General features: G+C 48.4%; 17 protein-coding genes and 1 pseudogene. 12 read left to right on the top strand and 6 right to left on the bottom strand.

Annotated elements, in window-relative coordinates; all coding sequences use genetic code 11:
• The first annotated feature begins 7 nt into the window (after positions 1-7).
• Positions 8-445: a hypothetical protein gene (locus tag NWF04_03130; GenBank protein ID MCW4005578.1), complete on the top strand. Its 438-nt coding sequence runs from the start codon at positions 8-10 to the stop codon at positions 443-445.
• A 325-nt stretch (positions 446-770) separates the two neighbouring features.
• Here the strand turns inward: NWF04_03130 and NWF04_03135 are convergent, their stop codons facing one another.
• From NWF04_03135 to NWF04_03150, 4 genes are all read right to left on the bottom strand, one after another.
• Positions 771-1,124, bottom strand: a complete 354-nt coding sequence (locus NWF04_03135; protein MCW4005579.1) for a transcription factor S — start codon at positions 1,122-1,124, stop codon at positions 771-773.
• 416 nt (positions 1,125-1,540) lie between these two features.
• Positions 1,541-1,714, bottom strand: coding sequence for a hypothetical protein (locus NWF04_03140; protein ID MCW4005580.1), 174 nt, complete (start codon positions 1,712-1,714; stop codon positions 1,541-1,543).
• A gap of 141 nt (positions 1,715-1,855) precedes the next feature.
• On the bottom strand, positions 1,856-2,449 hold the full coding sequence (locus NWF04_03145; protein MCW4005581.1) for a hypothetical protein: 594 nt from the start codon (positions 2,447-2,449) through the stop codon (positions 1,856-1,858).
• 13 nt (positions 2,450-2,462) lie between these two features.
• Positions 2,463-2,996 (bottom strand): hypothetical protein, encoded by a 534-nt coding sequence (locus NWF04_03150; GenBank protein ID MCW4005582.1) that lies wholly within the window; start codon positions 2,994-2,996, stop codon positions 2,463-2,465.
• Positions 2,997-3,148: 152 nt separating this feature from the next.
• On the opposite strand from NWF04_03150, the gene NWF04_03155 reads away from it, so the two are divergent.
• Positions 3,149-3,796, top strand: a complete 648-nt coding sequence (locus tag NWF04_03155) for a hypothetical protein (GenBank protein MCW4005583.1) — start codon at positions 3,149-3,151, stop codon at positions 3,794-3,796.
• A gap of 69 nt (positions 3,797-3,865) precedes the next feature.
• On the top strand, positions 3,866-4,597 hold the full coding sequence (locus NWF04_03160) for a hypothetical protein (protein ID MCW4005584.1): 732 nt from the start codon (positions 3,866-3,868) through the stop codon (positions 4,595-4,597).
• Position 4,598: 1 nt separating this feature from the next.
• Here the strand turns inward: NWF04_03160 and NWF04_03165 are convergent, their stop codons facing one another.
• Positions 4,599-4,922: a hypothetical protein gene (locus NWF04_03165; protein MCW4005585.1), complete on the bottom strand. Its 324-nt coding sequence runs from the start codon at positions 4,920-4,922 to the stop codon at positions 4,599-4,601.
• Between the two features lie 157 nt (positions 4,923-5,079).
• A complete protein-coding gene (locus NWF04_03170; protein ID MCW4005586.1) occupies positions 5,080-5,874 on the bottom strand; it encodes a HisA/HisF-related TIM barrel protein in 795 nt (264 codons plus the stop codon).
• Between the two features lie 98 nt (positions 5,875-5,972).
• Between NWF04_03170 and NWF04_03175 the strand changes: the two genes are divergently transcribed.
• The 9 genes and pseudogenes from NWF04_03175 (at position 5,973) to NWF04_03215 (ending at position 13,002) form a co-directional block, all read left to right on the top strand.
• Positions 5,973-6,713 carry a hypothetical protein gene (locus tag NWF04_03175; GenBank protein MCW4005587.1) on the top strand — a complete coding sequence of 247 codons (741 nt, stop codon included), beginning with the start codon at positions 5,973-5,975 and terminating at the stop codon, positions 6,711-6,713.
• A 9-nt stretch (positions 6,714-6,722) separates the two neighbouring features.
• Positions 6,723-7,865 carry a tyrosine decarboxylase MfnA gene (mfnA, locus tag NWF04_03180; protein MCW4005588.1) on the top strand — a complete coding sequence of 381 codons (1,143 nt, stop codon included), beginning with the start codon at positions 6,723-6,725 and terminating at the stop codon, positions 7,863-7,865.
• Positions 7,866-8,021: 156 nt separating this feature from the next.
• Positions 8,022-9,251: an ATP-grasp domain-containing protein gene (locus NWF04_03185; protein ID MCW4005589.1), complete on the top strand. Its 1,230-nt coding sequence runs from the start codon at positions 8,022-8,024 to the stop codon at positions 9,249-9,251.
• The gene (locus tag NWF04_03190; protein ID MCW4005590.1) at positions 9,248-10,324 is read left to right on the top strand and encodes a H4MPT-linked C1 transfer pathway protein; all 1,077 of its coding nucleotides are present in this window, start codon (positions 9,248-9,250) and stop codon (positions 10,322-10,324) included. The genes NWF04_03185 and NWF04_03190 overlap by 4 nt, the downstream gene beginning before the upstream one ends.
• The gene (locus NWF04_03195; GenBank protein MCW4005591.1) at positions 10,312-10,977 is read left to right on the top strand and encodes a delta 1-pyrroline-5-carboxylate synthetase; all 666 of its coding nucleotides are present in this window, start codon (positions 10,312-10,314) and stop codon (positions 10,975-10,977) included. Before NWF04_03190 ends, NWF04_03195 begins: the two co-directional genes overlap by 13 nt.
• Before the next feature lie 96 nt (positions 10,978-11,073).
• Positions 11,074-11,256 (top strand): hypothetical protein, encoded by a 183-nt coding sequence (locus tag NWF04_03200; GenBank protein MCW4005592.1) that lies wholly within the window; start codon positions 11,074-11,076, stop codon positions 11,254-11,256.
• Between the two features lie 85 nt (positions 11,257-11,341).
• Positions 11,342-11,635: a transcriptional regulator gene (locus tag NWF04_03205; GenBank protein MCW4005593.1), complete on the top strand. Its 294-nt coding sequence runs from the start codon at positions 11,342-11,344 to the stop codon at positions 11,633-11,635.
• 201 nt (positions 11,636-11,836) lie between these two features.
• The gene (locus NWF04_03210) at positions 11,837-12,220 is read left to right on the top strand and encodes a transcriptional regulator (GenBank protein ID MCW4005594.1); all 384 of its coding nucleotides are present in this window, start codon (positions 11,837-11,839) and stop codon (positions 12,218-12,220) included.
• Between the two features lie 14 nt (positions 12,221-12,234).
• Positions 12,235-13,002: pseudogene (locus tag NWF04_03215) on the top strand (ParA family protein).
• The last annotated feature ends 179 nt before the right edge of the window (positions 13,003-13,181 follow it).

The following is a 13,181-nucleotide window of genomic DNA, read 5'->3' on the forward strand; positions in this document are numbered from 1 at the left end:
ATGTTGATTGAAGCTAAAAATCGTGGTTTTGTTGGCGGCGTTGTTGGTTTTGGTTGGGTCTATTGTTGCGGGGCTTTATTGGATTGGGAATTTTGGTGAGGATTTGGATGTTTATTCGTATCCTTTGTCTGTTGACGATCGGAGCTATCTTGTAACGGTTGTTGCTAACTGGACTTCGCAGCCAAAGGTGTACTTGCCCGAATTTGATGGCGCGTACGTCTCGGTTGACTTCTTTGGTCCCGATAGAGAAACTGTTTACTTTAACGTAACTGTTCCAAAGGATTTAATCTGGGGAGACATCTCGCTGGTTTGGAAGTATTATGAGCAAAGCCCTGACCGCTACACGTTGTCAAGCAATGCAACACATAACTCTGTGGAGATGACTTTTGCGCACGTAGCCACCATTGAACACTTTGAAATACGTGGAACAGAGCGTGCGTGGTAACTCCTTGGTGTGTCTTAAAGAAGCTAATGTTGGCTTTGGCGGGTCAAAGCACGTTTTGGCATAACCGCACAGGCAAAGGTTTGTTTGTAGCTCTAAGGAGCTTTCGCGTTATGTCAAAGTTGACCCAGTCCAAAGCGCGGGCACATATCGCATTAGAGGGGGTTTCCCTGTTTTGAGGGTGGTTTTTTGAAAATAAATGGGTTTTTGGCTGAGTTTTTGTAGGGGCTGGTTTAAAAAATTTTTGAGGAAGAGCGAAAAAAGGCGCTGTTTGGTGGAGGTGCCTGCCGTTTGGTTTTTTGTTTGGATGAAAAGGGAAGAAGAGTTTTTAGGTGTATTCTCTGAAGGTGTGGTTGCATTTAGTGCATCGCATGAACTGTGTTGAGGCTTCGTCTCCTCCTCGGGTCTGCACCTGCCAAACGTAAACTTCCATGTTGCCGCATTTGGGACATTCTACCCGAAGAGTGGGCAATGTCGCCATTTTCTGGTCTTCTTTGCCGATAATGGTTACTTGCTGGCGAAGGTTGTGCTGTATGACTTTTCCGCCGGTTAAAGCAGATTTTTTGGATATATCCTGCTTGACGTAGTCGCATTTTGAGCAGGCAAGAACAATAACTGGTTTGTCGCAGTCTTCAGATTTCTTGGGGACAAGTCGTGAACCGCAATTAGGACAAAACTCCATAATCCTATACTCCTTCCAAAATAGAGGCGTTAAACAGGATATAAGCATAATCCCTGCAACCACAAAAAAGTCATGCAACAAACAACGCTAACAAACCGCGGGGACCTTGAAGAAATCTGGGTTCTCCTCCCTCCAACTCTAAACCCCCGCTTGGGTGTCTCCTGTTTTTGTCTTGAGGCTTATTTCGCAGGAGCCAGCTTTGCGCCGCAAACAGAGCATTTCCCGTCTGCAGTTATTTTCGGCTGCTCGTTCACTTCCTTGCCGCACAGACCACACTTCAATAAAATCACCTCCAACATATTTCGTTTACGACAAAATCACACTATAATGTCGCGATAGCCGCTATAAACGTTTGGTTTGCCAGCAAACGCCCTTTGTTTTGGTTGAGAAATAGGGTTGTTGGAATGTGCTGATTGTTATTGGATAAGTGCGTATTGTTCGTTTGGGTCAATGCATTGCGTGATTGCATCGCAGTCTACTAGGTGAACGGTTCCGTCGGGGCAGTAGACTTTGTCGCCTTTGATGGCTATGCGGTAGCGTTTGCTGCATGCTTTTAGTTGTGAGCATCCGTCACAGTCTCGTGATAACATTTTTTTCTTTACACCTCCAAGTGTTTCCAAATTAATATGTACTCATTCTCAACTCATATATTTAATGTCAATAATCTATATAGAATATATACTGACTTTTCAGGCAAAAATTAAACTTTAAGAGGCACAGCGGAAAAAAATTTAGATAGCCGTGTCTACTGGCTCCGCAACTGGCTTGATTAGTTTTTTGTGGTAGAAACGGGTTGCAATGCAAAGGGCTACTACGGCTATGGCAAACCAGAAGGGCCACTCCAAGCTTGACGTGACTGGGAAGCTCACTGCTGCCATGTTTTGTGTCAACGCTGCGGGCAATTGTATCATAGCAGACCCCATCAAAGGCAAATCAATCCCAAGCATCGTCTTCATTACCAAAACCAACCCAACCAATTCAACAATGAAAAATATTATAACATAGACTGGTTTGCGGTACGAAAAACTAAGCAAACGCATAGAATACGATTTGTAAGGCATCAGTGAATAAATTATCATGATAACTGCGCCTGCGCCCAGAAACAGCAACAACGACAGTGTAAAGGCCCCCATCAAAGGTACCGTAAACGATTCAGCGCCTGCAAGGGTAAAGTCAAAAATCAGCGGCGAAATCTCTGCTGCTAAAAAGCCATCCCCGACCGAGAAATGCCACCACGGCACTGAAAGCGAAACAGCTAACAAAACCAGTGTGGCAGCTCCACCTGCAAGACCAAACCAGTTAATCTTCAAATTTTGTAGTTCCACGGTTTATTCACCACTATGCTATGGGGATGTTTGGGATTTTGATGGGGTCTGTTGGTTCGATGGTGATGCCGTTTACGTTTACGTTGATGTTTACTATTTCGACGTCTATGGTTTTGTCGCCAGCGTGTTCTGTTTGGAAGTGGGTTTCTGCTTCTTGTGTCCAGAAACCTTCGACGGTGATTAAGGTGCTTTGTTTGCCTTGCATGAGCAGTTCATTTGGGATGCTTGCGTGTCCAAGGATGAATTTGTGTTCGGTGCATTGGATGTCTGCAGAGAACGTTGTGAGGTTCAAATCGTAGTTAAGCGGATTGGTGAAGTTGATGATGAGGGTAACTGTGCGTGCTTCGGTGTCTACTTGGTAATCTACAAGCGTAGGCAACGTAAACACAGGCTCTTCAGAAGACAACGTTTCCTCCACAATCTCTTTCATCTGAGGCGGAACAACAAGCTCGGTTAAATTATCCTGGTAACTAACCGTAACCGCCGCAACAGGACCTACAATAGTTACAATATTAATCAAAACTAAAACTACGCCTATTAGCTGCATTACATGCATCCATCCATTGGATATCTAACCTGAACGTATATAGAAGCTTTAAACCTTTCCAAACCTGCAAAACCGCCCTTTAGCTGTTCTTCAAATAGACATTTAAGCAAATCTTAAAAACGGCACGGCGTCATAACAGCTACAGACCAGCTATGCACAAATCAGGGTCGCGTATATGGGTTCTTTGTCTTCTTGCTTTAGCTGTCGCCGTTGCATCTGCAAGTTTTTGCGTTGCCCTAACCGTTGGCGTTGAACCCGGCGACTGCGTCTCCTACAATGTTGAAGTAACAGGCACCCCACCTGCAGGGCACGACGTAATTTGGGCGCAACTGCAAGTCACCGACGTTGACACAACAACTATCTTTTTGGATGTTCAAACCCGTTTCTCCAATGGCTCCACGCTGCCTGACTCAATTATTTTAGACCCTGCCGCGGGCATACTAGGCGATGGCTTTGTTATTCCCGCGGATCTTGAGCTTGGGGACTCTTTTTTTGCGGTTCATTTGGGTGACATAATAATTACCGATGTCGAGCAGCAGACCTTTGGGGGCGTAGAACGCACCGTTGTTATTTCAGCTGATGAGCAAAACCAGTACCGTTGGGACCAAAAAACAGGTTTTCTCGTTGGGGCTTACTCGGATTTTGGTGACTGGACCATCAATACGACATTAGACGAGACAAACCTTTGGAGCCCACAAGTTCTTGGTTTATCCTACACGACATTCATTATCCTGCTTGTCTGCATAGCTATAGTCGTGGTTGTGGTGGTTGCCTTGGTTTTGCGGCGGCTACGCCATTAATTCATGCAATGTTGGCAAGCACAACTATAATAAATCATGTTTAAACATGGCTTTACTGAGGCGCATTTATTGACCCCAAGACGCAAATACCAACGTGGATACCCCGTAGCAGTTCTCATAGGTTTAGCGGAGAATCAAGCGGTTCTCTGGGCTGTTTACAGCCGCGTTGTCAAAGCCCACAGCAACATCTCCTTGTTTGGTATGAGAAGTGACAGCAAAGCGCTCTACAAGTTCCACGAAGCTATAGTTAACGCTGTTCGACCCGCTATGAAAGAAGGCATCAAAAGTCTCATACTTGCTGCTCCTGCACGAACGGATTACGCCGCAAAATTCGCCTCGCACATCCGCGGTCATCACGCATGGCTTATTCAAGGTGCCAACAAAGCTGTGGTCTCCGAGATAACAGGAGATGCAACGACCCTGCATGAAGTGACTGTGCTGACTAGGCTTGTGGAATTCAAAGAGCTTATTAGCAAAACTACTTGTGAAGAAACAGAAAACCTGCTTGAACTGCTTGAGAAACGCCTTAATGCCTCCAGCTCCGAACCGCTTGTACTGTATTCCGTAGAAGAAATCGAAGAGCAAATTTACGGTGAAGCAAAACCAGGCAAACCCCGCCCAGAGTACCTCTTAATCACTGACAGTCAACTTAGCAGCCCCCAAAAACGGCGGTTAAACAGGCTTATGCAGATTGCAGCAAACAAGCAGATAAAAACGCGTGTTGTCGCTTCTGATACTCCCGCAGGGAAACGTCTTGCTCAACTAGGCGGTGTGGTCTGCCTTGAACAGTTGGATGTTTAGGTTACAGATGGCGGGTTTTTTCTGTATCTAAGAGTTCAATTGAATGTGTTTCGGGTGCAAGGAATCGTGCAAATTCTGGGTAGACTTGCGTCATGAGTTCTTCATCTTCAAGTATGCGGCTCCAACATTTGTCGCAGTCAGAGAGGTTCTCGTACTCCCAAATCTCGATGTAGCCTCCATAGGAACCACTATCTGGGGCATCAATTGTTTGGTCAATCATAAGGTGGTTTTTCACCTCTCGGTACAGGTCAGGGTTGCATTTTTCGCGCCATCGCAGATACTTTTTGGCAAATTCTGAGAAATCATCAATTTTTTCAGGCTTCACGACATATTTTTCCAAAACAAATACCGACGTATGTTCACCTTCCTTCCTTTTTGGTAAAAACGTGTTTAGGCATTTCTTATTTTAATGATTTATTAAGTCTAAAAATAGATGCAGACTCAACGTTATGTGCAACACATCTACAGCAGCGCTACCAAAGTCATATCAGACCTGCGTTTTGCAGGGCATCCACCGTGATTTCCCCGTTGTGAAGCGCCGTAGCAAGCAACACCCCCGCAACACCCAAGCCGTCGAGTTCAAGCAAATCATCCATGCCACGCACGCCTCCACCAACAAACACCTCCAAACCCGTACTTCTCTGCAATTTTTCCACCAGTGCAACATCCACACCTTCGCCGCTCCCAACCCGAACCAAATCCAAAACAATAACCTGCAACACGCCACGCCTCTCCAGTTCTTTTGCAAGAGCCAAAACATCCATAGCGGCGGCTTTCTCGTTTTTGCTTAACACCTTGCCCTGCATCAAATCCAAGCTAACCACAAGACGCCTACCCCCAATACTGCCGACGATATCTGCTACCACGTCTAGGCTGTGCAGTGTTTCAGTTCCAACTACCACTTTGGACACAGAAGATTTGATAAGCGCTTGGGTACCTTTAGCGTCAGAAACGCCCGCGTCAACCATAACCTGCAAACCCATCTGGCTAATCTCCCCCAAAAGCGCCGTGTCAGGCTGTTTTTTCGCTGTGATGGCATCTAAATCCGCGAGGTAAAGCTCGGTGAAGCCGCAGTCTCGAAACGCTTTGGCTGCTGTTTTAGGGTCTGCGCAGTCGCCGTTGCATAGCCTGCTTTGAAGGGGCATGTACTGGGCGCGTTTGCCTTTTACGGCGTGAACTGCCCTGCCGCCCATGACGTCGATGACGGGGATTATCTTCACGGCTATTCGTCTGCCTGATGCTTGTTTTCTTGTCTGCAGTAAAAAAGTTTGCGCCACCTTCTTTGGGTTCTGGGCAGGTTTGGCAGGTTTTGGAGGCAAAACCTTTAAGGTTTAGGAGTTTCTGCTCGTCAAGTAAAAAGCGAAGTGAATATGCGTTGAAGCTGCTTGTAAGCCCAGTTGACGAACAAGAAGCCCAACAAGCCATCAAAGGCGGAGCCGACATAATCGACGCAAAAAACCCCAAAGAAGGTCCCCTAGGCGCCAACTTCCCCTGGGTCATCAAAAACATCCGCACAATAACTCCAAAAGACCGCGCGGTTAGCTGTACGTTGGGGGATTTGCCGTATCTGCCTGGCAGTGTTTCGTTGGCGGCGTTTGGTGCTGCCTCGTTAGGTGTGGATTATGTGAAGGTTAGCCTGCTTGAGATGCATATGAAAGCTGAGGCGGTGGATTTGCTCAAATGTGTTGTTCGAGCTGTCCGCGAGGTAGGTTCAAAGGCGTTTGTTGTTGCCGTGGGTTACGCTGACGCTGTAAGGGTGGGTTCGGTTGACCCTTTTTTGGTGCCTGAGGTTGCTTGGGAGTCGGGCTGTGACTTTGCGATGCTTGATACTGCGGTAAAAGACGGCAAGACCCTGTTTGACGCATTAACAGCGCAGCAGCTTCAAAAGTTCGTGGACAAGGCTCATGGTTATGGTTTGAAGGTTGCGTTGGCGGGTTCGCTGAAAAAAGAGCAGCTTTTGGTGCTTTGCGGTTTAGGCGTAGACGTAATTGGCCTGCGAGGAGCCGCATGCGAAGGCGAAGACCGCGTAGTGGGGCGCATAACCCAAGAAAAAGTGCGCGAACTCGTAAAGACCGTTAAAGCCGCCTGCGCGCAAACTGTAGTTTCAACTTTTTGAGGCACCTCTATGCGTGAGCACGGCTTAACCCCCAACGAAGTCCTCTCAACGCTGCGACAAGCCCTATCACGCGACGGCAAATACGCCGACGGCAACATCTTGTGCTCCATGTGCACCACCCCCCACCCCATAGCAAAAACCGCCGCCACAATGTTTTTTGAATCAAACTTGGGCGACCCCGGGCTTTTCCCTGGCAGCGTAGAACTCGAAAAACAAGCCGTACACGCTTTATCTGAGCTTTTGCATTGCCCAAACGGCACAGGATTCATCGTTTCAGGGGGCACGGAAGCAAACCTTTTGGCATTGTATGCTGCCCGCGAACAAGCAAACACAACAGAACCCGAGGTGGTTTTGCCTGACTCCGCACATTTCTCCTTTGACAAAATCTGTCGCATGCTCAAAATCAAGCCCAAAAAAGTAGCTTTGGATGCGTCGTTTCGGGTTGACCCCGCCAGTGTAGCGCAACTGATTACGCCCCGCACGGTTGCAGTTGTAGGAACAGCAGGTTCTGCCGAACTAGGCGCAGTTGACCCCATCTCCGACATAGCCAAAATCGCGCAGCGCCACGATGTGCCCGTGCATGTTGATGCAGCGTTTGGCGGTTTGGTGCTGCCTTTCCTTGAAGAACTCAGCTACCCAGCCGTGGGCGTTTTTGATTTTCGTTTGCCTGCAGTTCAGTCAGTCACGGTTGACCCTCACAAGATGGGCATGGTCACAGTCCCAGCAGGCGGCATCGTTTTCCGCGACCCCCAAAAGCTCGAGTGCATCAAAACCCAAACGCCCTACCTAACCCGTGAAGACCAGTACACGTTTGTGGGGACTCGATCCGCCGCTGCGGCAGCCGCAACATGGGCAGTCTTTGCCTCTCTGGGACGCGAAGGTTTCCGACAAACCATACAGCAGTGTATGCATCTAACCACTTTTCTCGCCGACAACCTCAAAAACGCAGGCTTCGAACTCGTAACACCACCACAACTAAACATCATCGCCTTCCGCAGCAACTCAAACACCAAACAACTCGCCCAAAAACTCCAAAACCACGGCTGGCAAATCTCCTACATCCCACGCCTAAACTGCATCCGAGTCGTCATCATGCCCCACACAACCCAAAAACACCTAACCCAGTTCCTACACGACCTCCAAAACCAATAACCCCACGCGCCCACTCACCAACCTTTGGATGCTAATTTTAATTGTATGCAGAAACGATAGGGGGAGGGGGTCTATTCTGTGTTAACGTGGCATATCTGAGGGCAAAAAAGCCTTTAAGGCAGTTGGGGTTTGTTGCGTTTGTGTGGTGGTGTGTCTTTGAAGGTTTTGGTGTATGAACATCTTTCGGGTGGGGGCTTGGCTGGGCAGTGTTTGCCTGCGGGTTTGCTAAGTGAAGGGTACGCCATGCTTTCGGGTGTGGCATCGGATTTTCAGGCTGCAGGAGATCAGGTCACGGTTTTGCTCGATGAACGCCTTGCAGGTTACGGTTTGCCGTTGCAGGGTAGCAGGGTTTTGGGGGTTTCAGCTGATGAAAACTTTTTGGATGTGCTGGTGCAGGCTGCTGAATGTGCGGATGCGGTGCTGGTTGTTGCTCCTGAAGACAGCAAATTGCTCTACTCCATCGTGCAGACCTTGGAAAACCATGGGCGGTGCGTGCTAAACTGCCAACCCAACGCCATCGAGCAGGCAACCGACAAAAAATGCTTTTCTGACCACCTAAAAAAGCTCGGCTTACCCTACCCTAATACGCAAACATTTGGCAAGCAAAAAAGCAGTTCTTGCATCAAAAAAGCAGTGGAAGTGTTGGGGTTCCCGTTAGTGTTCAAACCTGCCAGTGGAGCGGGGTGTAGCGGCATTAGTTTTGTCCAAAACAGCAGCCAAATCGAGACGGCAGTCGAAAAAATCCGCAGAGAAACTCAAGAAGACATCATCGTACAAGAGTTCATCGAGGGCGTTGCTGCTAGTGTAAGCTTGCTGTGCACTGAAAACCACGCGGTGCCCCTGAGCCTAAACAGCCAAGACCTCACTTTAGCCTCTCCAGATGCCCAATCAAGCTACAACGGCGGATGCGTCCCCCTAAAACACAACCTCCACAAAGAAGTATTTGAAGCAGCCAAACGTCTTGCAGAGTCATTTTCGGGGCTTAGAGGCTACGTCGGCGTTGATTTATTGCTCACCAAACACGAAGTCTACCTCATGGAACTCAACCCCCGCCTAACCACCTCGTATGTGGGTCTGCGAAAAACCAGCCAATTCAACATTGCCAACGCCATAACAAACGCCGCAACCCACCAAAAACTCCCCCCAAACCCGCTGTGCAAGGGGTATTCTTGCTTTTCCAAGGTTGCAGTTCCAAAAACAGGCAACACTACACCCCAGAAAATCAGCCGCATAGACGGGGTTGCTTCTCCACCGTTTCCTGTAGCAGGCGGCTTGGGCGTGGCTTTTGTTGTTTCTCACGGCGAAACGCGTGATTTGGCGGTTTTGGGTTTGCAGGAAACTAAAAAGCAGCTGCTGCGTAACTGCAATGGAGGCGCACAGACATGAGAAGGGTGCTGGGTTGGGATATTGGCGGCGCAAACACTAAAGCAGCGTACATACAAACCGACAACGCCACCGTTATCGACTGCAAGATCGCGTTGGAGTATTTCCCGTTTTGGAAACGCGACACAACACAACTTTGCAGTATGCTCACCCAAGTTAAGCAAAAACTTTGCGGCACCGACCCCATAGACCTCATCACGGTAACCATAACCGCTGAATTATCCGACGCGTACACAACAAAACGCGAAGGCATCCATCACATCCTAAACTGCCTCCAACAAGTTTTTCCCCAAACAACCATCCAAATACTAACCACGGACGCTTCTTTGCGTTCAGTTGAGCAAGCTAAGGCGCATCCTGTTGAGGTAGCGGCGGCGAATTGGGCGGCAACAGGCTGGATGATAGCTCAGCACATCAAAAACTGCGTAATCGTCGACATCGGAAGCACCAGCACCAGCATAATCCCCGTCTTAAACGCAGAGGTAGCCGCAAAGGGCAAGACGGATTTGGAGAAGCTCATGAACGGGGAGCTGGTCTACACGGGAAGCCTAAGAACCAACGTCGCCGCTATCGTGCAGTCGGTGCCTGTTAAAGGGGGCGTTGCGCGGGTTTCTTCAGAGCTTTTTGCGCAGTCAGGCGATGTCCACATAGTTTTAGGAAACATCCAAAGCAGCGAGTACACAGCTGAAACCGCCGACGCAAAACCCAAAACATTGCCCTGCTCGTTGGCTAGGCTTGCGCGGGTCGTTTGCGCCGACTCAGACATGCTCACCAAACACGAAATCCAGCAAATAGCCACCTACATCTACGAACAACAAATCAGGCAGATCACACAAGGACTCAACCAAGTCTACGCGCAGCTACCAGACAACGCAAAAACCGCCATCCCCACCATAGTCACAGGACTTGGAAAAGACTTTCTAGCACGAAAAGCCGCCCAAAACGCAGGCATCCACAAAGTCTTGGCACTAGACGAAGTACTGCACCCAACGGCGGTTTTGGCGTCTCCAGCAGTCGGGGTCGCTTTGATGGGCGCAACTAAACTGAAAGGAGCAAAACTACAATGGATGCGGTAATCAAAATCGGCGGCAGCCTCGCATACAGCCCAAAGGTCCTGCGTGCGTTAGGCGTGGAACTGCAAAGGGTTTCTGAGCGTTTTCGGGTGGTGGTTGTGCCTGGGGGTGGCAGGTTTGCGGATGTAGTTCGTGAGGTGGATGAGGTGTTTGGTTTGTCGGCGTTGGCGGCTCATCGGATGGCGATTTTGGCTATGGACCAGTATGGGTTGATGCTTGCGGATTTGATTCCAAACTCGCGAACGTGTAATGACCTTGCGGAGGTGGGTGTGTCTGGGGCGGGGCAGGTTGAGGTTTTTCTTCCCTCAGCGATGTTTTTGCGTGAAGACCCATTTGAGGCGTCGTGGGAGGTCACATCTGATGCTATAGCGGCGTATGTTGCATCGCGACTTCAGGCTAAGCGATTGGTGGTTGTTACAGATGTGGATGGCGTTTTTACGAGTGACCCTAAAACGTGCCCTGAGGCGAAGTTGCTGCCTAAGGTATCCGCCGCAGATTTGCTCGCATCCGATAAAGCCACAAGTGTAGACACGGTGCTGCCACGGCTTCTTTTGCAATCGTTTATGAACTGCTACGTTGTAAACGGCAAGTATCCCCAGCGAATCAACCAAATCTTATGCAAAGACCCCGCTGTCGCGACGCAGATTACGCCTTAACCGGTTTCAAATGTGTATTTTGAATTCAGATTGTGTTTTCATAAGCCAGTTAAATATCCTAAACAGAGGTTTGTTCAAAAAGACGTGGTGTAGAACATGAATGAAAATGCACTCTTAAAAGACCGTGGCACATTAAGCTGCAAGATGTCTTCGGTTTTTGACGACGAAATCAAACAACTTTCGCCAGAATTGCAAGAAATGTTGATAGATGACATGGTTACAGCTTTTCAAAATAGACTAAATGTGTTAAACAGAATAAGCCACGGGAGTGGATTCTGATACTGAATCAAGCAAATTACCATGGATTTCAGATACATAAAGGCTATATAGCAAGACATGCGAAACATGAATGGAGGGACACAACATGAGACGCAGCAAACTTGAAATGTACATAGACATACTGAAGGTGCTTGCACACAAAGGTCCGCTGAAACTAACTCACATAATGTACAAAGCAAACGTCAACTGCAGCGTACTAAAAGAGTATCTGGATTTCCTAATCAAGCAAGGCCTAATCGAAGAAAGAACTGTGGGAAAACGCCGCGTAGTCTTCGCCATAACCGCAAGAGGCACAACCGTTCTAAAATACTTCCGCGAACTAAAACAAGTACTCCCCATAATCGAAGAAACAAGAAACAACATGCCAACCCCCTTCTAAACAGAATAAACCCCTTGTATTCCCGCGCATTAACCACACACAAATCATGTGTGTAACCAAACAAACACCTTTCTTTCGCCACATTTCTACCTCAAACTGTTTCTTTTTATTGAATTGACAATAATCACCGTTGTGTCGTAATACTTAATAAACTCTCTTCGTTTATCTGTAGTACATGTGGTCGTACCGGAGGAGAAAGTTATGAGTAAAGAGTCTGGTATGGGTAAGAAGCCTACGGTTTTGTTAGAGAAGATTAAGGAGAATTTGGAGCGGTTGAATGAGAAGATTGAGGTTATGATTGAGCTTCAGAGGCATGACCAGGTGGAGGTTTCGTCTTCGCTTGCTAGTGATGCTCCTTTGGATGTTATGACTTTGCTTTCTATGCCTGATCATTTGCGTAAGACCGCTATGACGGTGTGTCGTTCTGGTATGGCTACTGCGGACGAAATTGCCAAGCAAACAAGCAGAGCCCGCGCGGTAGAAAGCGCATACCTAAACCAGCTCGTAATCATGGGTTACCTCAAAAAGGAACGGCAAGGCCGCAAAGCATACTTTTATGTTGAAAGAAGCAAAGAAGGGACTTAGTAGTGGGCAAAATTATAGCAGTTCATTCATACAAAGGCGGAACAGGCAAAACGTTGCTTTCCGTAAACCTCGCAGCTACCCTAGCTAGGCAAGGCAAAAAAGTCTGCCTGCTTGATTTGGATTTTCGCGCACCAAGCCTCTTCGCCATCCTCAAAGTCAACGACGCCCCCGCCTGGCTAAACGACTACCTAAACAACACCTGCGACATCAACAACGTCCTAATCGACCTCACCAGCCGCATCCCAGGCAAAGGCACATTCTTCGCAGGACTTGCCAACCCCAGCACCGAAGCAATCCGCGACATGTCCGCCAAAGACCGCAAATGGGAAATGCGCGCCCTAGGCAAACTGCTGCAACTTCGCAATTCCCTGCTAAACGAACGCGGCTTCGACTACATCGTATGCGACACCAGCCCAGGCCTACAATACTCCTCAATCAACGCCATAGTAGCAGCCGACCTAGTCGCCGTAGCAACCACTGGAGACCGCTCCGACGTAGACGGCACCCAACGCATGCTAAAAGAACTCTACAACCTCTTCGAAAAGAAAACCGGCATAGTCATCAACAAAGTCCTAGACTACAACAACCCCCAAAAATACGCCGAACTCGACACCCGCGTAAAAAACACCTACCAAGTTCCCCTACTAGGCATCGTACCCTGCTTCTGCGACATCCTACGCGCCGAAGGCGGAATCATATTCGCACAAGACAAACCCGACCACCCCTTCTCCAAACTACTCAACGACATGGCAACCAAAATCGACGCCGACGAAATCAAATAACCCCCCACAAAAACCCAACCCCCCATTTTCGTATACAAAAGCATCCCCCAAACACACTTCTCCAAACCCCAACTCCAACAAACCACGCAAAATGCACATAACCCCCTCCCCCTACGGGTTTCTGCATAGAATCACTATTTGCCGCCTAATAGGCTCCTAATAGGTTGGCGCCTGTGGTT

The sequence above is a fragment of the Candidatus Bathyarchaeota archaeon genome (genome assembly GCA_026014465.1).
Taxonomy (GTDB): Archaea; Thermoproteota; Bathyarchaeia; order Bathyarchaeales; family Bathycorpusculaceae; genus JADGNF01.